General features: G+C 69.5%; 19 protein-coding genes. 10 read left to right on the plus strand and 9 right to left on the minus strand.

The features are described 5' to 3' along the window. Positions 1 to 240: 240 nt before the first annotated feature. The 8 genes from IT306_30255 to IT306_30290 all read left to right on the plus strand — a co-directional run bounded on the left by IT306_30255 (position 241) and on the right by IT306_30290 (position 8,360). Entirely contained in the window at positions 241 to 921 is a 681-nt protein-coding gene (locus tag IT306_30255; protein ID MCC7372733.1) for a GntR family transcriptional regulator, read from the plus strand. A 63-nt stretch (positions 922 to 984) separates the two neighbouring features. Next, positions 985 to 2,160, plus strand: coding sequence for a mandelate racemase/muconate lactonizing enzyme family protein (locus IT306_30260; protein ID MCC7372734.1), 1,176 nt, complete (start codon positions 985 to 987; stop codon positions 2,158 to 2,160). Then, on the plus strand, positions 2,157 to 2,486 hold the full coding sequence (locus IT306_30265) for a hypothetical protein (protein MCC7372735.1): 330 nt from the start codon (positions 2,157 to 2,159) through the stop codon (positions 2,484 to 2,486). The genes IT306_30260 and IT306_30265 overlap by 4 nt, the downstream gene beginning before the upstream one ends. Before the next feature lie 120 nt (positions 2,487 to 2,606). After that, positions 2,607 to 4,193, plus strand: a complete 1,587-nt coding sequence (locus tag IT306_30270; protein MCC7372736.1) for an extracellular solute-binding protein — start codon at positions 2,607 to 2,609, stop codon at positions 4,191 to 4,193. A 95-nt stretch (positions 4,194 to 4,288) separates the two neighbouring features. After that, positions 4,289 to 5,233 (plus strand): sugar ABC transporter permease, encoded by a 945-nt coding sequence (locus IT306_30275; GenBank protein ID MCC7372737.1) that lies wholly within the window; start codon positions 4,289 to 4,291, stop codon positions 5,231 to 5,233. Further along, positions 5,220 to 6,104 (plus strand): carbohydrate ABC transporter permease, encoded by an 885-nt coding sequence (locus tag IT306_30280; GenBank protein ID MCC7372738.1) that lies wholly within the window; start codon positions 5,220 to 5,222, stop codon positions 6,102 to 6,104. The genes IT306_30275 and IT306_30280 overlap by 14 nt, the downstream gene beginning before the upstream one ends. Positions 6,105 to 6,313: 209 nt before the next feature. Next, positions 6,314 to 7,369: a mandelate racemase gene (locus tag IT306_30285; GenBank protein MCC7372739.1), complete on the plus strand. Its 1,056-nt coding sequence runs from the start codon at positions 6,314 to 6,316 to the stop codon at positions 7,367 to 7,369. 10 nt (positions 7,370 to 7,379) lie between these two features. Beyond that, on the plus strand, positions 7,380 to 8,360 hold the full coding sequence (locus IT306_30290; GenBank protein MCC7372740.1) for a D-2-hydroxyacid dehydrogenase: 981 nt from the start codon (positions 7,380 to 7,382) through the stop codon (positions 8,358 to 8,360). 135 nt (positions 8,361 to 8,495) lie between these two features. Here the strand turns inward: IT306_30290 and IT306_30295 are convergent, their stop codons facing one another. The 6 genes from IT306_30295 to IT306_30320 all read right to left on the minus strand — a co-directional run bounded on the left by IT306_30295 (position 8,496) and on the right by IT306_30320 (position 15,842). Next, entirely contained in the window at positions 8,496 to 9,230 is a 735-nt protein-coding gene (locus tag IT306_30295) for a glycerophosphodiester phosphodiesterase (protein ID MCC7372741.1), read from the minus strand. 22 nt (positions 9,231 to 9,252) lie between these two features. Then, positions 9,253 to 10,146 (minus strand): carbohydrate ABC transporter permease, encoded by an 894-nt coding sequence (locus IT306_30300; protein ID MCC7372742.1) that lies wholly within the window; start codon positions 10,144 to 10,146, stop codon positions 9,253 to 9,255. Next, positions 10,139 to 11,044 (minus strand): sugar ABC transporter permease, encoded by a 906-nt coding sequence (locus tag IT306_30305; GenBank protein ID MCC7372743.1) that lies wholly within the window; start codon positions 11,042 to 11,044, stop codon positions 10,139 to 10,141. Before IT306_30305 ends, IT306_30300 begins: the two co-directional genes overlap by 8 nt. A gap of 336 nt (positions 11,045 to 11,380) precedes the next feature. Continuing rightward, positions 11,381 to 11,983 (minus strand): peptide deformylase, encoded by a 603-nt coding sequence (gene def / locus IT306_30310; protein MCC7372744.1) that lies wholly within the window; start codon positions 11,981 to 11,983, stop codon positions 11,381 to 11,383. 3 nt (positions 11,984 to 11,986) lie between these two features. Continuing rightward, a complete protein-coding gene (locus IT306_30315; protein MCC7372745.1) occupies positions 11,987 to 14,260 on the minus strand; it encodes a xanthine dehydrogenase family protein molybdopterin-binding subunit in 2,274 nt (757 codons plus the stop codon). A gap of 121 nt (positions 14,261 to 14,381) precedes the next feature. Further along, a complete protein-coding gene (locus IT306_30320) occupies positions 14,382 to 15,842 on the minus strand; it encodes an MATE family efflux transporter (GenBank protein MCC7372746.1) in 1,461 nt (486 codons plus the stop codon). Between the two features lie 103 nt (positions 15,843 to 15,945). Here IT306_30320 and IT306_30325 point away from each other — a divergent pair, with 103 nt between their 5' ends. Continuing rightward, a complete protein-coding gene (locus IT306_30325) occupies positions 15,946 to 16,389 on the plus strand; it encodes a helix-turn-helix transcriptional regulator (GenBank protein ID MCC7372747.1) in 444 nt (147 codons plus the stop codon). 229 nt (positions 16,390 to 16,618) lie between these two features. Continuing rightward, positions 16,619 to 17,410, plus strand: coding sequence for a hypothetical protein (locus tag IT306_30330; protein MCC7372748.1), 792 nt, complete (start codon positions 16,619 to 16,621; stop codon positions 17,408 to 17,410). Positions 17,411 to 17,446: 36 nt separating this feature from the next. On the opposite strand, the gene IT306_30335 is transcribed toward IT306_30330, so the two are convergent. The 3 genes from IT306_30335 to IT306_30345 form a co-directional block, all read right to left on the minus strand. Then, a complete protein-coding gene (locus tag IT306_30335) occupies positions 17,447 to 17,632 on the minus strand; it encodes a tautomerase family protein (GenBank protein ID MCC7372749.1) in 186 nt (61 codons plus the stop codon). Positions 17,633 to 17,731: 99 nt separating this feature from the next. Further along, entirely contained in the window at positions 17,732 to 17,959 is a 228-nt protein-coding gene (locus tag IT306_30340; GenBank protein MCC7372750.1) for a hypothetical protein, read from the minus strand. 15 nt (positions 17,960 to 17,974) lie between these two features. Next, a complete protein-coding gene (locus IT306_30345) occupies positions 17,975 to 19,135 on the minus strand; it encodes an LLM class flavin-dependent oxidoreductase (GenBank protein MCC7372751.1) in 1,161 nt (386 codons plus the stop codon). Positions 19,136 to 19,201: the final 66 nt, after the last annotated feature.

Below are 19,201 nucleotides of genomic sequence, written 5' to 3' on the forward strand. Positions count from 1 at the left end.
CGCATTCAGTCGCTGCGCGACGGTCGTCGGGAACGGCAGGCACTGGTGCGACTGGAGCGTCGCGCAGCGACTGCAGGATCGTAGGCGGGGCTTTCAAGCCCCGACGCGGCGGCACGACACACCCAACATGCGATTGCCCTGGCAGGGCATGGCGTCCCCTTGACAGCCGCCATCGAGCATGGTAGGATCGTCTACCGTATACGATATCCGCGCCAGACCACAGGTGAGGCCCTGCCCCCTATGCCCCTCGATGCTCTCCAGTTCAAGAGCAAGGCCCAGGCCGTCTACGACCTTCTCAGGCAGCGCATCCTCGACTTCCACTACGAGCCGGGGCAGGCGCTCTCCATCGACGGGCTGGCACGCGAGCTGGGGATCTCGAAGATCCCGATCCGCGAGGCGATCAAGCAGCTGGAGGCCGAGCGGTTCGTCGAAACCGAGCTGCACGTCGGGGCGCGCGTCGCCCCGATCTCCGTCGCGCAGGCCGAGCAGATCTACCCGATCCGCCACGTCCTCTGCGATCTCGGGATGCGGCTGGCGTTCCCGCGCATGGACGAGCAGACGCTCACGCTTCTCGAAGAGCTGCAAGCCCAGATGGAGGTCGCCACCCGCCAGCGCGACACCGCCACCGTCGACCGGCTCAACCGCCAGTTCCACCTCAAGATGGTCGAGGCGAGCGGCAACGCCGAGCTGCACCAGCTCTACCGCGAGCTGATGCACCGTTGCAGTCGGTTCCGGGCTGGCGTCTCGCTGCCGCATCACCGCGCCGTCGAGGTCATGACCGAGCACCGCGCCATTCTGGCGGCGCTCCGGGCGCGGGACTTCGACGCCGCCATCAAGGCGTCTGACGATCACAGCCGGCGCTCGGCCGCCGAGATCATCGACAAGATGCGCGCGAAGGAAGCCGCGCAGGCCGTGGTCTAGTCCGCACAGCCCGGCCACCGGTGCTTCTGGACGCACTCTGGACTCAATGGAGAGGACGCCAGCATGAAAATCGTTCGCGTCGAGGCGATCCCCCTGGCAGCCACCTTCGAGCAGATCTACGGCGGGCTTGACCGGGTGCCCCGCCACATGCTGTTCCCGAGCGCCAACTTCGCCAACGTCGGCGCGCCGCGGACCGGCCAGTACACCTGCCTCATCCGCATCGAGACGGACGACGGCCTCGTCGGGGTCGGCGAGGCGTACGGCCTGCGCGATCCCCGCGTGAGCGCGGCGGTCGTCGAGCACGTCCTCGCGCCGGCCCTGCTCGGGCGCGATCCGCTCCGCACCGAGGCGCTCTGGCAGGCGATGTTCGCCATCGGCGCCTTCCACACCGAGGGGTATCACACCCAGGCGGTGGCCGGCGTGGATATCGCACTCTGGGATCTGAAGGGCAAGGCGTTCGGCCAGCCGATCTCGGTGCTGCTCGGCGGGCCGATCCGCGACCGGCTCTGGTGCTACGCCAGCCCGGTCACCCTGTGCGATCCCGACACGGCCCGCGAGCGCGCCTGCGAGTTCCTGGCGAAGGGGTTCACGGCGGTCAAGGTGAAGGTCGGCGGGGCGCTGGCCGACGACGTAGACCGGGTCGCCGCCGTCCGCGAGGTCATCGGCCCAGCCATGCCGCTGCTGCTCGACGTGAACGCCGCCCTCGACGCGCGCGGGGCCATCGCCCTGGCGCGAGCGGTCGAGCCGTACGCCTGCTACTGGCTCGAAGAGCCGGTCCCACCCGAAGACCTGACCGGGATGGCCCACGTCCGCCGCTCGGTCAATCTCCCCGTCGCGACGGGCGAGCAAAGCTCGAGCGTGTACACCTTCAGAGATCTGCTCCGCGCCGAGGCGGCCGACATCTTCATGCCGAACATCACCAAGGCGGGCGGCATCTCCGAGTGCCAGCGCATCGCCACCCTGGTCCACACCGAGAATCTGAAGGTGTCGCCGCACGGGGTCGGCTCGGGCATCGGCCTGGCGGCCACGCTCCAGTGGTGCGCGGCGATGCCCGGCTTCCTGATCTACGAGTACAACCAGCTGCTGAACCCGCTGCGCCACGACATCCTCAAGACACCCATCCTCTTCGAGGACGGCCACCTCCAGGCGCCGACCGGCCCCGGCCTGGGCGTCGAGCTGGACTGGGACAAGGTCGATGCGTTCCGGATGGACCGGCAGCCTGCAGGCGTCACCCGATGAAGATCGAGCGCGTCGAGGCGGCCGACATCGCCGTCGGCCTGCACAGCGGCTCCGAGCCGGGCATCTCCGAGGCGGCCTACCTCCACCTGGCCGCCTCCACGCCGAACATGACGCTCGCCATCGACACCAGCGACCAGATCATCGTCGACGACGTCATCACCCAGAAGCACCAGATTGTCGAGGGGCGGATGCCGGTCCCGACCGGCTCCGGGCTGGGCGTCGAGCTTGACCTGGACAAGCTCGCCCACTACCGCACCGATGAGATCCACGATGCCTACCTGGACCGCGAGCGACCAGACTGGTTCTCGGAGAAGCCGGCCTACTAGCGGCCGACGTACGATATGTGCGCTCACCTCACCGTCGAGGTCGAGCGACTGGCTCCGGTGGCCTTCCTGAAGTCGGGGGTCACCGTTCAGCGGCGCACAGGAGCGCCAGGGGGAGCACCCATGCATCAGGACGTAGTGCAGCGCAGCCGGCGACGTTCCCGTCGTGACCTCCTACGGGCCGGCCTCGTCGTGTCGGTCGCCGCGCTCGCAGCCGCGTGCGCGCCGTCGACGTCGGCCCCGGCCAGGCCGGCCGAGACCAAGCCCGCCGACGCCAAGCCGGCTGAGAGTAAGCCGGCTGAGAGTAAGCCGGCTGCGCCGGCTGCCGCGGCCCAGCCGACCGCCGCCAAGCCGGCCGAGGCGGCGAAGCCCGCCGAAGCCGCCAAGCCGGCCGCCGCCCAGGCCGCCCCCGCCGCCAAGACCGGCGGCCCGGCCGGCACCGTCGTCGCCGCCCTTGGCCGCGACTACCTGGCCTATCCGGACGTCAAGGGCGCGATCCAGTTTTCGAACTGCTGGGGCGGGGCACGCATCCCGCTCATCGAGGGCTGGATCAAGGACTTCAACGCCATCTACCCTGGCATCAAGGTCGAAAGCGACCTCGCAGACTGCTCGCCGCTCCGCGAGAAGCAGGTCACGGCGCTGGCCGGCGGCGCGCCCCCCAACGTGATGATGGTCAAGTCCGACAACACCGCGTTCTTCGCCGAGCAGAACGCCCTGCTGCCCATCGACGACCTGATGGCCCGCGACAACGTCAAGAAGGAGTGGTACTACGCGGGTGAGCTGGCGAGCCGGACCTGGGAGGGGAAGACGTACGGCCTCCCCAACGTCACCGCCGGCGCCCTGCACATGCTCTTCGTCAACACCGGCCTGCTGGAGAAGATCGGCGTCGATCCGAAGAAGCCGATCCAGACCTGGCAGGATCTCGATGCGCTCGTGGAGCCGGCGAAGAAGGCCGGGCTGCTCGTGATGGACCCCGGCAAGATCTCCACCGGGATGTCGGCGCACCAGGTCTGGACCTACGCCAACGGCGGCAAGTACTGGGACGATGCCCTCAAGCAGATCACCTGGAACGACGAGGCCAGCGTCCAGGCCGCCGAGTGGCTCGTCCAGTTCGTCAAGGCGCAGGGCGGCAAGTACGAGAGCGTCGCCATCGCCAGCGATCCGAAGAACGTGATCCAGCCCGAAGACTGGGCCCCTGAGAAGTATGTCTGCTGCGTCAACGGCTCGTGGTGGTTCTTCCAGATGCAGCAGAAGAACCCCAACCTCAAGTACGCCGCCTACGACTTCCCGAAGAACGCCAACAACCCGGCCTCGAAGGGCGCCACCCCGACCACCGGCGGCTGGATGTTCTCCATCGCGCGGACCGGCAAGGATCAGGAAGCGGCCTGGGAGTGGGTCAAGTTCACGACCACCTCGAAGAACGCCTGCACCTTCGTCGAGAAGCAGAACCGGCCGTCGCCCGTCATCGCCTGCAACGAGAACCCTGAGCTGGCGAAGTCGAACCCGTACTGGTCGGTGGTCACGGGCAACCTCGCCAACAACATCTCGGTGCCGACAACCCCGATCCAGCCGCAGTTCGAGCAGATCTACCTGGACATGAACGAGGCGATCCTCTACGAGCGGCAGCAGCCCAAGGCGGCGCTGGAGACCGGCGCTCGCCGTGCCCAGCAGTTGCTCGACGACTGGAACGCGAAGCGCAAGAAGAGCTGAGGCCTGCCAGCGAGGGACATCCAGGCGCTGGGGATTTCGGCCGCTCGCCGGCGAGCGGCCGAAATCCCCAGCGCTGCCACCAGGAGACGCGTATCATGGCTCAGGCCCGACCAGAACGGGCAGCCCCGACCACCGCCGACGCGGCCGGCGCGCGGCGCATCTCGCTCGCGCGTCGTGAGGCGCTCTACGGGTACGCCTTTATCTCGCCGTGGATCTTCGGGATGCTCGCGTTCACGGCCGGGCCGATCCTGGCCGTCTTCTACCTCTCCCTCACCGAGTACCCGATCCTCTCCGAGCCGACCTTCGTCGGCACGCGCAACTACGAGCGCATCTTCACCGACGACCCGCAGTTCCTGACCTCGCTCGTCAACACCGTGGTCTACGTCGGCATCCGCGTGCCGCTGCACCTGTCGCTGGCGTTCGCGCTGGCGCTGCTGCTCAACCGCGCCGTGCGGGGCATCGGCATCTTCCGCACGGCCATCTACCTGCCGTCGATGATCCCGATTGTCGCCATGTCGGTGATCTGGCGCATCCTGCTCGATCCGCGCATGGGATACGTCAACTACTTCGGCGGCATGCTCGGGCTGCCAGAGATCAACTGGCTGACCAGCGAGGCCTGGGTCAAGCCGGTCGTCGTGTTCGTCTCGCTCTGGCACGTCGGCATCCCGATGATCATCTTTCTGGCCGGCCTGGGCGGCATCCCGGACCAGTTGTACGAAGCCGCCGAGATCGACGGCGCTGGCGCCTGGGGCAAACTCTGGAACGTGACGGTGCCGCTGATGACGCCGGTGATCCTCTACAACGTCATCATCGACATCATCAACAGCTTCCAGGTGTTCGCCTACGCGTTCATCCTGACGCGCGGCGGCCCGAACGACGCCACCCTCTTCTACGTCCTGTACATCTACCGGCAGGCGTTCCAGTTCTTCCAGATGGGGTACGCGTCGGCGCTCTCGGCGATCCTGTTCGCGATCGTGCTGCTGTTGACCATCGTCGTGCTGCGCTCCTCGCGCAACTGGGTGCATTATGAGCGCATCTAGCCTCGCCGCCGGCCCGGCCCGCCCCCGACAACTGCTCTCCGGCAAGCAGCGGCGGACCCTCGACACCGTCCTGACGTTCCTGGCGCTCGGCGCGGTCAGCCTCATCATGCTGATGCCGCTCTACCTGATGCTGCTGATCTCGACGCGCCCGGCCGACAAGGCGTTCACCTATCCGCCCGACCTCTGGTTCACCTACTTCACCCTGGACAACTACCCCGAGGCGCTGTTCCGGCTGCTGCCGTTCTCGCTCTACGTCAAGAACACCGTCATCATCGCCACCGCCGTCATCGTCGGCGAGATTCTGTCGTGCTCGCTGGTGGCGTACGGGTTCGCGCGGTTCCGCTTCCCCGGGCGGGACACCCTGTTCATCATCCTGCTCGCGACCCTGCTGATGCCGTTCGTCGTGCGGCTGGTGCCGCTGTTCATCCTCTTCCAGAAGCTCGGCTGGATCAACACGTTCCTGCCGCTGATCGTGCCGTCGTTCTTCGGCACGCCGTTCTTCATCTTCCTGATGCGGCAGTTCTTCCTGACGATCCCGCCGGAGCTGGTGGACGCCGCCCGCATCGACGGGGCCGGCGAGCTGCACATCTGGTGGCGGATCATGCTGCCGCTCTCGAAGCCGGCGCTGGCGGCCGTCGCCATCTTCGCCTTCCAGAACACCTGGAACGACTTCCTCGGACCGCTGGTCTTCTTGCAGCGCGCGGACGTACGCACCATCATCCTCGGCCTGTACGGCTTGATGGGCATGTTCGTGGAGTGGCACCTCGTGATGGCCGCGGTGGTGGCCGCCGTGACGCCGCTGATCCTCGTCTTCTTCATCTTCCAGCGGTTCTTCGTCCAGGGCATCACCGTCAGCGGCCTGAAGGGGTAGCCTCAGCACTGTCATCCTGAGCCTGCGAAGGATCTCACCCGCCGACGGGAAAGCTTGGGAGATGCTCCGCTGCACTCAGCACGAGATGCGTCAGCGACTGCGGCGCCGGACAATCCCATCGCAGACGGAGCCGTCCACAATGATCGTCGTGAGGAGATGAGGAACGCGTGAAGATCACCGACGTTCGTGTCACCATCGTGCAGCACCCGATGCCGCCGCTCCACGGCGCGCGCTGGGGCGGCCAGCAGGCGATCTCGCTGGTCGAGGTCGTCACGGACGAGGGCATCGTCGGGTACGGCTCGGCGCGCGCCCAGGGCGGCAGCGGCGGCCGGGCGCTGGCCGACCCGATCCTGACGGTCGCCGCGCCGAGGGCGATCGGCCAGGACCCGCTGAACCGCGAGCGCATCTGGCAGAGCCTCGCGAAGCTGGAGCGGGCCGGCTACCTGCCGATCTTCGCCACCAGCGCCATCGACGTGGCCCTCTGGGACATCGCCGGCAAGGCGCTCAACCTGCCCGTCTGGAAGCTGCTCGGCGGCTGCCGCGAGAGCCTGCCGGCCTACGCGTCGTCGGCCCACATGGAGAGCGTCGACGCCTACCTTCGCGAGGTGGACGACATCCGCGAGCGCGGCTACGGCGCCTACAAGATCCACCCCACCGGCCGGGCGAACGAGGACATCGCGCTCTGCCGGGCCGTCCGCGAGGCGGTCGGGCCAGACTTCCCGCTGATGCTCGATCCCGGCGGCGTCTACACCCGCGACGAGGCGATGCGCGTCGGGCGGGCCATCGAGCGGCTGGGCTTCGTCTGGTACGAGGAGCCCCTGCGCGACTACGACTTCACCGGCTACGCCGAGCTGTCGCGGGCGCTGGACATCCCGGTCCAGGTGGCCGAGGTGGTCCCCGGGCACGCCAACCTCTCGACGGAGTACATCCTGCGCGGCGCCGGCGACCATCTCCGCTCGGACGTCTACTGGAAGGGCGGCATCACCGGCGTCCTGAAGACCGCTCATCTGTGCGAGGCGTTCAACATGCCGCTCGAGATCCACCACGGCGCCAGCCCGATCATGAACTGGGCCAACCTGCACGTCTCGCTGGCGATCCCGAACTGCGGCTGGTACGAGGTGCTGGTGCCCGAGGACCGCTACGACTACGGCCTCATGGCCTACGCCAACCCCGGGCCAGACGGGCTGATGCACGCGCCGACGACCCCCGGCCTCGGCGTCGAGATCGACTGGGAGTGGACGCGCGCCCACTCCGTGCCCCTGTGAGTGTGAGCTGATGAAAGTTATCGTGCCGGACTTCCTGGTCGAGCGGCTGGCGCCAGAGATTGCGAACGTCGTGCCGGGCGCGGAGACGGTCGGCATCAGCGGCGACGGCGAGATGCAGGGCTCGCCTGTTGGGGCCGAGGTGATCCTGCGCTACTTCCCGAACGACCGCGTCCTGAAGGCGTTTGGCGCGCCGGTCATCGCGCGGCTGCTGCGAGAAGCGCCGACGCTCCGCTGGTTCCAGTCGCATGGGGTGGGCGTTGACGGCCTGCTGAACGAGGAGATCATCGCCAGCGACCTGCTGCTGACGAACGGTGCATCGATCCACACGGTCCCGATGGCCGAGATGACGATGGCCCTGGTGCTGGCCGCCACCAAGCGGCTGCCGGATCATGCCTTCGATCAGGTCGAGCGCCGCTGGGGCCGCCGCCCCAAGCGCGAGCTGCGCGGCAGCACCGTCGGGATCGTCGGGCTGGGGCGTATCGGGGAGGAGGTCGGGCGGCTGTGCGCCGCGTTCGGCGCGCGGGTGGTCGGGCTGCGGCGCACGCCCACCCCCGAGCCGCCACCAGGTGTCGAGCGCGTGTACGGCCCGGACGGCCTCGACCGGCTGCTGGCCGAGTCCGACTACGTCATCCTGGCGCTGGCGCTGAACGCCACCAGTCGGGGGCTGCTGGGCCGCCGCGAGATCGGCCTGATGAAGCCGACGGCGATCCTCGTCAACGTGGCGCGCGGCGACGTGGTGGACGAGCCGGCCTTGATCGATGCGCTCCGCGAGGAGCAGCTCGGCTACGCCTGCCTCGACACGTTCCAGAAGGAGCCGCTCCCCAAAGACAGCCCGCTGTACGATCTGCCGAACGTCTTCATCACGCCCCACAACTCAGCCTCGTCGCCACACATGGAGGCGCGGGTCATCGCGCTGTTCCTGGACAACCTGGGCCGGTTCGTGCGCGGCGAGCCGCTGCTGAACGTGGTAGACAAGCAGCGCGGCTACTGACGCGCGCTGAACGACCGTCTCACAGCTCGAATCACCGTAGCGCAGTCGAGGGCTGATGACCCTGCACGACGCGCCCATCGTGCAATCGCCCTGCGAACACCCTGAGCGAGACGCTCGAACAGGGCCGCCCACGGGCTACGATGCGGCGGCTGCGCGCAGGTACGGCAGGGCCACGCTCGGCGTGTCCGACGTGATGCTCTCGACGCGCCAGTCCAGCAGCAGCCGCACATCGTCCTGGGTGTTCCCGAGCCAGCCCGTGACGTGCAATCCGGCCGCGTGGGCCGCGTCCACCGTGGCACGCGTGCTGGTCTTGTGGGGGATGCACGCGCCGGCGCACTGAAGCGAGATCGCCGTGGCCAGGAAGTCGGGCGTGTCGTACCGGCCGATGAATGCGCGCGGGATCTCGGGGGCGATCCGCCGCATGATCTCCAGGGCGGCCGGGTCGAACGACGCGACCTCGGTCCGCGCGACGATGCCGGACCGCTCGATCAGCTCCACCAGCTTCGCCGCGACGATCTCGAGGTGCTCGGGTGCGTCCGTTTTGATCTCGATCTGGTAGTGCTGGCTGCCGAACGCATCCAGCACGTCGGCCAGGCGCGGCACGCCGGCCGGCTCGGGCCAGTCCGGGAAGGCCGCCCGCGCGTCGAGCGCCGCCAACTCGCGGGCCGTAAAGTCGGACACCGGGCCGTGGCCGTTGGTGGTGCGGTCCACATCCGCATCGTGGATCACCATCAGCTCGCCGTCCGCCGAGAGACGCACGTCCAGCTCGAAGGCCGTCACCCCGACGCGCTGGGCGTAGGCGAAGCCCGTCAGCGTGTTCTCGGGGGCCTCGCCCTTCGCGCCGCGATGTCCGTACAGCAGTGGCGTCATGCCGTGCTCCTCAAGAGAGACCTCACCCCTTGATGCCCGAGGTCACGAACGTCGAGATGATCCGCTTCTGCGCGAAGGCGTACAGCGTCAACGGCGGGATCGTCGCCAGCGTCGCCGTCGCCATCATCGCGCCCCACAGCTGCGTCGAGTCCGAGTTCCGCGCGAAGAACTGCATCCCGACGGCCAGCGTCTTCGTGTTGATCTCGTTCAGCACCAGCAGCGGCCAGATGTACTGGTTCCAGGCCGCCAGAAACGCCAGGATGGTGACCACGGCGATGGCCGGCCGCACGTTCGGCATGACGATGCGCCAGAGGATCGTGGCCGGGCCGGCCCCGTCGATGCGGGCGGCGTCGAACAGCTCCTGGGGCAGCGTCATGATGTACTGGCGCAGCAGGAACACGTAGAACGCCGTGTGCGCGACGGACGGCACGATGACGCCGAGGCGCGTGTTCAGCCAGTCGAGCTTCGCCACGATCAGGTAGCTGGGGATGACCGTCACCACGAACGGGACGATCATCGTGCCGAGCACCAGCGAGAAGCAGAGCCGCCGACCAGGGAAGTCGAGCCGGGTGAACGCGTAGGCGGCCGGCAGGCTGACCGCCAGCTTCCCGAGCGTCGTCGCCACGGCGATGATGGTGCTGTTGAAGAACCACCAGCCGATCGGGAACGCCCTGAACGCCTCCGGGAAGTTGTCGAACGTCGGCGCGTCGGGGATCAGGTGGACGCCCGGTCGGAAGACCTCGGGGCCGGGCTTGATCGCCGTCGAGAGCATCCAGAGCAGCGGAAAGATCGTCAGCAGGCAGAGCAGGATGACGATGGCGTGCAGCCCGGCGTGGCCCAGCCGCTGCGCGAGCGGCACGGGGCGGCGGGCGGCCAGGACCGGCTGCGCCGTGGCAAGCCCCTCCAGACTACCCATAGTGCACGTGCCTCTCGACGAATCGGAACTGGAGCCAGGTCAGCAGGATCACCGCCAGCGAGAGGACGATCGCCACGGCGCTGGCCACGCCGATCTGGAAGTACCGGAACGCCTGCTGGTACAGGTAGAAGACGAGGTTGATCGAACGGTCGAATGGGCCGCCGTCGGTCAGCACGCTGATCGCGCTGAAGACCTCGTCGTTGACGAAGATGATGGTGGTGACCAGGATGAAGAAGAACGTCGGGGTGATCAGCGGCCAGCGGATGTAGCGGATCAGCGCCCAGCCGCCCGCGCCGTCAATCGAGCCGGCCTCGACGTACTCCTCGGGCACCGCTTCGAGCGCCGCGAGGTAGAGCAGCAGGTTGAACCCGAGCACCTTCCAGGTCGAGACGATGATCACGCACCAGATCGCCGTCTGCGGGTTCGAGAGCCAGTTGATCCTGCTCCCGCCGGCCGCCATGATGAACTGGTTCAGCACGCCCTGCAGCGGGTTGAAGATCCACAGCCAGACCAGCGCCGCCACCGCGAACGAGATGACCGTCGGGGTGAACAGCATCAGCCGGTAGACGCCCTGTGCGCGCGAGCGGCGGATCGGCCAGAGCAGCAGCGCCAGCCCCAGCGGCAGGAAGACCTTGATCGGCACCAGGGCCAGCACGTAGACAACGGTCTGCCAGATGGCGAGCCGGAAGCGCGGATCCTCTGGCAGGCGGGTGTAGTTGCTGGCCCCGACGAAGCGCCAGTCTGGCGAGACGAAGTTCCAGTCGTACAAAGACAGGTACGCCGAGTAGATGAGCGGCCAGTAGATGAACGCGAGCATCAGCGCGAGCAGCGGCGCGATGAACAGGTAGGCGACGCCCGTCTCAGCGGTCAGGAGGCGTCGCCCACGGGTCCGACTCACGGCGCCGCCTGCGCTGCTGGCGCGCGGAAGGTCTGCGTGGGAAGTTGCCACAGTCGCTCGCCCCCTCACAGATCGGTGTCGGCAGTGGAGCGCTGGCGGCCAGGGCGAGGGACTGCGCTGCGCCCGCCGCTCCCGGAAACCGTGCACCGCTGTCGAACTGTACCCGGACGTGCTGGCATCGCTCCAGCCGTCGCGGGGGCTATCCACACCGGAGACTGAAGGCGACGGCCATATTGCGCTCGTGGCGGCCCAACGCCCGTCCCCGCCGTCGGCGCATGGGGTGACGGATGGCGTGTATCCGTCGCCTCAGCCCGAGCTTGCGAGGGATCGGGCGGGTCAGCATCCGGTCGCCTCCAGCCCCAGCGCCGCGCACAGCTCTGAGACGCTGTGCTCCTGCCAGTGCCGCCGATACTGCGATTCGTGCATGAACGACCGTGAGAGCATCCGGTCCACGTACAGGTGGCCCTGCAAGTGATCTGTCTCGTGCTGGAGGATGCGGGCGTACCAGCCGCGCGCCTCGATGGTGACCGGCTCGGCATGCTCGTTCAGGCCGCTGACGCGCACGGCGGCGTGGCGCTCCGTCAGCGCCACGAAGCCGGGCAGGCTCAGGCAGCCCTCGAAGAACAGGCGGGCAGACTCGTCAGTAGACATGATGATCGGGTTGGCGAGGACGTGGAACGGGACCGGCTCGCGCTCGCGCTCGGCCAGCCGCTCCGGCGCGAGGATGCGCTGATACTCCTCGCGATCCTCGATCACCAGCAACTGGATCGGCTCGCCGACCTGCGGCGCGGCCAGCCCGACGCCCGGCGCGTCCCGCATCGTCTCCCACATCAGGCCGATCAGCCGGCGGATCTCGGCAGAGCGGATCTCAGCTTCGGAGAGCGGGCGCGCCACCTGCCGCAAGACCGGCTCGCCCACCTGCACAATCTTCAGGATCACGGATTATCCCTTCCCCGGTGGGGCGGCCCGGATCGCTCGCCAGAGCTTCTCAGCCGTCAGCGGCGTCTGGAGCGTCGTCACGCCCAGCGGCGCAAGGGCGTCCAGCGCGGCGCTCAGCACCGTCGGCGGCACCCCGATCGGCCCGGCCTCGCCGATGCCCTTGACGCCGAGCGGGTTCAGCGGCGAGGGTGTCACCGTGTTTCCCAGGAGCCACGGCGGGATGCTGGCGGCGGTCGGGATGGCGTAGTCGAGCAGCGAGGCGCTGAGCACCTGGCCCTCGTCGTCGTAGGCCATCTGCTCGGAGACGGCCTCGCCGAGCCCCTGCGCCAACGCCCCGTGCCGCTGGCCCGTCGCCACCAGCGGGTTGACCACCACGCCGAAATCGTCCACGACGGTGAACCGCTCGATGTTCAGCCGGCCGGTCTCCCAGTCGATGCTCACCAGGGCGACGTAGGCGCCGGAGGTCGTCGGGCCGTTCAGCGGCGACTCGAACCAGACATCCGCCTGGAGGGTCGCTTCGGCGCCCGGCAGCGCGGCAAGCTGCTGAAGCGTCACCGCGCGCTCGGGCGTCCCGATGATGTGGGCCGAGCCCTGCTCCCACTCGACATCCTCGCGGGCCACTTCAAGCTCGCGGGCGGCCAGCTCCAGCGCCCGCTCGATGGTCTCGTCGGACGCCATGACCGCCGCGCCGCCGCCCGTGACCATGCTGCGGCTGCCGAACGTTCCAGTGCCCGTCGCGATCAGGCTGGTGTCGCCCTGCTGCACCCGTACCTGCTCGAACGGTACGCCGAAGCGGTCCGCCACCACCTGGGCGAAGACCGTCTTGTGCCCCTGGCCCTGCGTCGAGGAGCCGACCGTCACCACGATGCGGCCATCGCTCTCGACCTGGACTTTGCCGCTCTCGCCGCCGGCCCCGGTCTGCTCGATGAACGTCGTCACGCCCAGCCCGACCAGCTCGCCGGCCGCCCGGCGACGGTCGCGCTCGGCCTCCAGCAGGGCGTAGTCGGAGAGCTTCAGCGCCGTGTCCAGCAGCCGGGGGTAGTCGCCGCTGTCGTAGGGCGAGCCGCTGGGCGTGGTGTACGGGAACTGGTCCGGCTGGATGAAGTTGCGACGACGCAGCTCGGCCGGCGGCACGCCCAGCGCACGGGCCGCCGCTTCGATCAGCCGCTCGATGATGGCCGCTGCCTCTGGCCGGGCCGCGCCACGGTACGCCCCGCACGGGTTCGTGTTGGTGAAGACGGCGGCGGCCTCAGCCTCCAGCGCACCGATCTGGTACGCGCCGGTCCCGAACGCCGAGATCCGCAGGAACATGCCGGCGTTCCCGGCGTGGAGGTAGGCCCCGAGGTTGCCGGTCGTACGGACGCGGACCGCCAGCACCCGGCCATCGGCGTCGAGGGCGGCCTCGGCCTCGTCCACCTGCTCACGGGCGTGCTGGGTCGTGAGCATGTCCTCGATACGGGTGGCCGTCCACTTGACCGGCCGGCCCAGGCGCAGCGCCGCCGCCGCGATGACGAGGTCGTCGCGGTACATGCTGCCCTTCAGCCCGAAGCCGCCGCCCACGTCCGGCGCCACGACGCGGATGCGCTCGGCGTCGATGCCAAGTCCGGACGCCAGCGAGAGCCGCAGCCGGTGCGGAGCCTGGCTGGAGGCCCAGACCATCAGGTTTCCTGATTGGTCAGGACTGACCAGCAGGCCGCGCGGCTCCATCGGCACGCCGGCGATCCGCTGATGCTCGACGCGCGCCGCCACCCGATGGGCTGCCCGCGCGAACGCCCCGTCCACGTCGCCGTAGGTCTTCGTCACCCGGTACGAGACGTTGCCCGGCACCTCGGCGTGCAGGCGGGGAGCGTCCGGTCGGAGGGCAGCGGCCGGCGTGCCGACGCCCGGCAGCGGATCGTACTCGACATCCACCAGGGCGGCGGCGTCCTCGGCGACGCTCCGCGCCTCGGCCACGACCACGGCCAGCGGCTCGCCCACGAAGCGGACGGTGTCGGTGGCGAGCGGCGGCGCGACCGCCCCCAGCGCTCCGGGGACGGCCGGGGGGATCGGCGGCATCTGACAGTCGAGGTCCGTGTGGGTGAAGACGGCGACGACGCCCGGCAGGTCGCTGGCCGCCGCCGCGTCGATCCCGACGATCCTGGCGTGCGGATACGGACTCCGCACGAAGACGGCGTGCAGGCAGCCGTCCACCCGCAGGTCGTCCACGAAAGCGCCCTCGCCTCGCAGCAGACGCGGATCCTCGACCCGCTTCCGGGGTGTGCCAACGTTGCTCACCACGCGCTCGCCTCCAACCACGCCAGGGGATGGTGCATGCCACCCCACGGGATGGTGCACGGACAGTGGTGGTGTACCCCATTCAGCAGGCTGGCTGCCGCCGAGGCCGGGAATCGCGCTGGCGCTACGTCCGACCCCAGGCTGTCCGGTAGACCGCCACCCCGACGATGCTCCCGATGGCCAGCATGCCGAGGGCCGTGGCCACGAAGATACCGGCCAACCCCCAGCCGAGCAGATGGACGGCCACCCAGCCGCCGCCCGCCGCCACCAGCAGGCGCGCCGTCCCGCCGACCAGCGGCCAGAACAGCCGGCCGGCCCCCTGCGAGGAGAAGTAGAGCGCAAGGCCCAGCCCGAACAGGCCGTAGAACGGCCCGACGATCCGCAGATAGGTCGTCCCCGCCTCCAGGACGGCCGGGTCGGTGGTGAATGTGCCCAGCCAGAGCCACGGGACCAGCGCCGCCGCCAGCCCGATGCCGCCGGTGAGGCCGGCCGCCATGCACGAGCCGACCCAGGCGATCCGCTTGGCCCGCGCGGCCTGCCCGGCCCCGACGTTCATGCCGACCATCGTCACCAGCGCCGCGCCCAGCCCGAAGACCAGCGGGATCTGGAGATACTCCAGCCGGGCGCCCAGTCCGTACCCGGCCAGCGACGCCGTCCCGAACCCGCCCACCAGGCTGGTCAGCAGCATGATGTTGCCGTTGGTGAGGATCGTGTTGACGACGCCAGGGATGCCGACGCGCAGGATCTCCCAGAAGGCCGCCCCTGAGAGTCTGATGCCGCGCAGGCGCGGCGTCACGGCGCTGCGCCCGCTCAGCAGGTACGCTGCCAGCAGGAGCGCGCGCAGCGCCAGCGTCGAGGTCAGTGCGATGGCCGCCCCCTGCACGCCGAGGGCTGGCAACGGACCGAACCCGAAGATCAGGCAGGGCGCCAGCAGGACGTGGACGACCTCGCCGCCGATCAGCACAGCCGACGGGACCATCATCTGGCCGCTGCCGCGCAGGATGCTGGCAAGGCAGTTGAGCAGCCAGACGACACTCGCGCCGGCGAAGACGATGTTCGAGTAGGTGAGCGCGGCGTCCAGCGCGCCGCCGCTGCCGCCCATCGCCGTGTAGAGCAGCCGGCCGCCCAGCAGCGGACCGGCCGTGAAGAGGGCCGCGAAGACCAGCATGATGACCAGGGCGTGGGTCGCCAGGGCCTCCGCGCCAGCAGGGTCACGCCGCCCGAGCGCCCGCGCCACCGACGACGAGATCCCGCCGCCGAGGCCGCCGGCCGACATCGTGGTCATCAGCATGATGAGCGGATAGACGAGGGCGACGCCGGCCAGGGCGTCCGCCCCCAACCACCCGAGATAGAAGGCGTCCACGGCGCTCATGATCGCCTGCACCATCATCACCGCGATGTTCGGGGCGGCCAGTTTGAGGAGCGTCGAGGCGACCGGGGCCGTCAGGATCATGCGGGTGCGCGGCGGGAGCGCGGCTAAGCGGTCAGGCGCCGCCGCCGCGTGCGAGGCCGGAGCGGCGGCCACGCCGGGCAGCGTCGCGCCTTGAGCGGAAGACACCGACAGGGCCGGGTTGACAGACGACATGAGGACGCTCCGGCGCGGGTTTCGGGGAAGGAGGGTCGTGGGGACGATTGTAGACGGCTAGTTACTTGTCTGACAATAGTCACTAGCATGGTATACTGCGGCCATGCCTCGTCTCTACGGTCAGCTCTGCCCGGTCGCTCGCGCGCTCGATCTGCTGGGCAACCGCTGGACGCTGCTCATCGTGCGCGATCTGCTGCGCGGGCGGGGCAGGTTCCAGGAGCTGACCGAGTCGCTGCCGGGTATCGCGCCGAACATCCTGTCGGACCGCCTCAAGCTGCTCGAAGAGGGCGGCATCGTCACCCGGCGCTTCTACTCCGATCACCCGCCGCGCGCCGAGTACGTCCTGACCGAGAAGGGCCGCGAGCTGGACGTGGTGGTCGGGGCGCTGGCGGCCTGGGGCGCGCGCCACGAGAACGCGCACTCGGTGCCGGTGCATCGGGCGTGCGGGCACCCCGTCAACGTGTCCTACGTCTGCCCGGACTGCGACAAACTGCTGACTCGCGAGTCGGTCGAGCTGCAGTACCGGACGGCCGATCGGTCGAGCTAGGCAAGCGGTCGGGGACTGAAGTCCCCGCCTACACGCATGCAGTCGCTGCGCGACGGCCGCCGGGAACGGCCGGCACTGGTGCGACTGGCGCGTCGCGCAGCGACGGCAGGATGGTAGGCGGGGCTTTCAAGCCCCGACGAGGCCACACGACCCGCCCATCATGCAATCGCCCGGGGCTGCAGATCGCTTGCGTCCCCGGGCCCGCGGCCGTATCGTTCATAGACCGACGATGCCCAACGATTTCCTGCTCCCCCTCATCGATCCGACCGCCCCCCTCCCCGCCTCCTGGCCGTCCGGTGGCCTGGGCGCGTTCCTCCTGTTCCTGGTCCCGATTGGCGGCGGCATCCCGCTGGGCGTCCTGATGGGCCACCAGGCTGGCCTGTCGGCCTCGACCCTCGCCGCGATGTACTTCGTGTCAGACATCGTGATGGCCATCACCCACGAGCCGATGTTCTGGCTGCTGGCGTGGCTCGGGCGGGCGGTCCCGGCCTTCGGCAAGGTGCGCGACTTGTTCCACCGGGCCTCACAGGGGGCCGGCTTGAAAGAAGAGGGCGTTCACGGGCCGCTCGGGCTGATCCTGTTCAGCTTCACGGTAGACCCCGTCTCGGGGCGCGGCGCGGCGGCGGCGGCCGGCCACGGCTTCCTGAGCGGCTGGACGTTCGCCGTGCTCGGCGACATGCTCTACTTCGGCGTCGTGATGGCCGCCACGCTCTGGCTCCACGACGTGCTCGGCAACGATCAGGCGACCATCGGCGTGGTGCTGCTCTCGATCTGGGGGCTGTCCTGGTACATCCGGCGGCGTCGGCGGCCGGCCGCGCGCCGCCGTCCAGCGCCACCCTGCCTGCCCGACCCGGCCACCGACGATGCGCCAGCGCCCCGGCCGGTCCTCGTCCACACGGCGTCAGCACCGGCCGGGCCGGCTGCCCCGCGGCCCGGGCCGGCGATCCGCCTGCGCCCGGCCCGCGCAGCCCTGCCGACGTCGGCAAGCATCCGCAAGAGGCAGGGGCGCAAGCGCCGGTAGCACCCCCAGGGGCAGTACCTGTGGTAACGGACCCCGTCAGCGGTCGATGAACAGGCGTCCGCCCTTCGCCTTGTCCGTCCGGGGGATCTCGTGGATGATCACCACCACGGCCTCGGGATCGACGCCGCAGACCCGGACCATCGTCTCGGTGAACTCTTTGACGATCTGGCGCTTCTGATCGACGGTCCGGCCTTCGGCCAGTTCGAGGATGATCTCCGGCATCAGGAACCTCCGCTGTCGCGTCGGATGTGGCGCGGCAGTGTAGACCAGATGGCCCCCTGGTCGAGCGAGGCCGAGCGTCGGCGGCAGTAGCGCCCGGCGCTACTGCCGCCGACGCTCGGCCTCGCGCACCGCTTCCTCGAAGTAGTCCGGGGCGGCGCAGAGAATGTCTCCTCGGCACCCCTCGTTCGCGAGGTACGCGTCGCCCAGGTAGACCGCCATCTGCTGCACCACCCGGCCCAGCTGCTCGCGCCAGGGGCGGCGCGGACGGCTCGGGCGGTGTGCGGGGTCGCCGCACGAGCACCGCTCATTCAGGAGAAGGAGGAGCATCGCAGTCGCTCCGCGTCAGCGGCTCGCGCCGACAGCCAATAGCTCGGAGGCGCGCCGCGCGGTCGTGACGGTCACGGGGCCGCCGTCAGCCTCGACGCTGCGTCCCAGGGCGGCGACGCGATCCGCGTCCACCCGCGCGATCTTCTCGCGGATCAGTGGGATCAGCTCCCGGCCGTACTGGCGGGCGTCGTTCAAGGGGCTGAAGCCCCGAATCAGGAAGGTGGTCACGCCCAGCTCGTAGTAGTCCACCAGGGCGTCGGCGACCGTCTCCGGCGTCCCGACCAGCGCCGTGGTGTTGCCGCGCGCACCCGTCGCCTCGGCAATGGCCGTCCAGAGGCAGCGGTCGTGGACGGCACTTCGGGCGGCGGCGGCCAGCAGCCGCTGCGAGCCGACGTTCTGCGGGCGGGCGGGGGCCGGCCGCGAGGCGACAATCGAGCGGTGGATGACGCCCGCTCGCCACCAGGCCTCATCCTCGGTCTGGCCGAGGATCGGGCGGAAGGAGACCGAGAAGTTGACGGTCCGGCCCTCGCGGGCGGCGGCCTCGCGGACCCGCGCAATCGTCTGGCGGACGTCGGCCAGCGGCTCGCCCCAGACCATGTAGGTGTCGGCGTGGCGCGCCCCGACCGCGATGGCCGCGTCCGAGGAGCCGCCGAAGAAGATCGGCAGACGCGGCTGCTGGAGCGGCTTGATGTCGGACTCCGCCCCCTCGAAATGGTAGTACGCCCCCCGATGGGTGATCGGGCCGTCCTCGGTCCAGACGCGCTTGAGGATCTCCAGGTACTCGTCGGTGCGGGCGTACCGCTCGTCATGGGAGAGGTAGTCGCCGTCCTTGCGCTGGTCGGCGTCGCTGCCGCCGGAGATCATGTGAACGGCCAGCCGGCCCTCGGTCATCTGGTCGAGCGTGGCGAGCTTGCGGGCGGCCAGGGTCGGCGCGACGAAGCCCGGGCGGTGGGCCAGCAGCAGACCGATGCGCTCGGTCTGCGCGGCAGCGTAGGCGGCGACGAGGAAGCCGTCCGGCGCGTTCGAGTAGTACCCGACGAGGATCCGGTCGAAGCCGCCCTCCTCGTGGGCGCGGGCGGCCTTGCGGATGAAGTCGCGATCGAAGACCGGCGCGCGCGGCGTGCAGATCTCCGACGCGAGGCGGTTGCCGATCATACCGAAGATCTCAGCAGGCATGAACCCTCCTGGACAGACGCGCGCGCGAGATGTCGGGCAGCGAGTGGGCTGGACGAGCCGGCCGCC

The sequence above is a fragment of the Chloroflexota bacterium genome (assembly GCA_020850535.1).
Lineage (GTDB): Bacteria > Chloroflexota > UBA6077 > UBA6077 > JACCZL01 > JADZEM01.

What these genes read in the sequence shown, in the direction of transcription:
- IT306_30255 (MCC7372733.1), top strand. Translation starts at nt 241, where the DNA reads ATGCCCCTCGATGCTCTCCAGTTCAAGAGCAAGGCCCAGGCCGTCTAC.
- IT306_30260 (MCC7372734.1), top strand. Translation starts at nt 985, where the DNA reads ATGAAAATCGTTCGCGTCGAGGCGATCCCCCTGGCAGCCACCTTCGAG.
- IT306_30265 (MCC7372735.1), top strand. Translation starts at nt 2,157, where the DNA reads ATGAAGATCGAGCGCGTCGAGGCGGCCGACATCGCCGTCGGCCTGCAC.
- IT306_30270 (MCC7372736.1), top strand. Translation starts at nt 2,607, where the DNA reads ATGCATCAGGACGTAGTGCAGCGCAGCCGGCGACGTTCCCGTCGTGAC.
- IT306_30275 (MCC7372737.1), top strand. Translation starts at nt 4,289, where the DNA reads ATGGCTCAGGCCCGACCAGAACGGGCAGCCCCGACCACCGCCGACGCG.
- IT306_30280 (MCC7372738.1), top strand. Translation starts at nt 5,220, where the DNA reads ATGAGCGCATCTAGCCTCGCCGCCGGCCCGGCCCGCCCCCGACAACTG.
- IT306_30285 (MCC7372739.1), top strand. Translation starts at nt 6,314, where the DNA reads ATGCCGCCGCTCCACGGCGCGCGCTGGGGCGGCCAGCAGGCGATCTCG.
- IT306_30290 (MCC7372740.1), top strand. Translation starts at nt 7,380, where the DNA reads ATGAAAGTTATCGTGCCGGACTTCCTGGTCGAGCGGCTGGCGCCAGAG.
- IT306_30295 (MCC7372741.1), bottom strand. Translation starts at nt 9,230, where the DNA reads ATGACGCCACTGCTGTACGGACATCGCGGCGCGAAGGGCGAGGCCCCC.
- IT306_30300 (MCC7372742.1), bottom strand. Translation starts at nt 10,146, where the DNA reads ATGGGTAGTCTGGAGGGGCTTGCCACGGCGCAGCCGGTCCTGGCCGCC.
- IT306_30320 (MCC7372746.1), bottom strand. Translation starts at nt 15,842, where the DNA reads ATGTCGTCTGTCAACCCGGCCCTGTCGGTGTCTTCCGCTCAAGGCGCG.
- IT306_30325 (MCC7372747.1), top strand. Translation starts at nt 15,946, where the DNA reads ATGCCTCGTCTCTACGGTCAGCTCTGCCCGGTCGCTCGCGCGCTCGAT.
- IT306_30330 (MCC7372748.1), top strand. Translation starts at nt 16,619, where the DNA reads ATGCCCAACGATTTCCTGCTCCCCCTCATCGATCCGACCGCCCCCCTC.
- IT306_30335 (MCC7372749.1), bottom strand. Translation starts at nt 17,632, where the DNA reads ATGCCGGAGATCATCCTCGAACTGGCCGAAGGCCGGACCGTCGATCAG.
- IT306_30340 (MCC7372750.1), bottom strand. Translation starts at nt 17,959, where the DNA reads ATGCTCCTCCTTCTCCTGAATGAGCGGTGCTCGTGCGGCGACCCCGCA.
- IT306_30345 (MCC7372751.1), bottom strand. Translation starts at nt 19,135, where the DNA reads ATGCCTGCTGAGATCTTCGGTATGATCGGCAACCGCCTCGCGTCGGAG.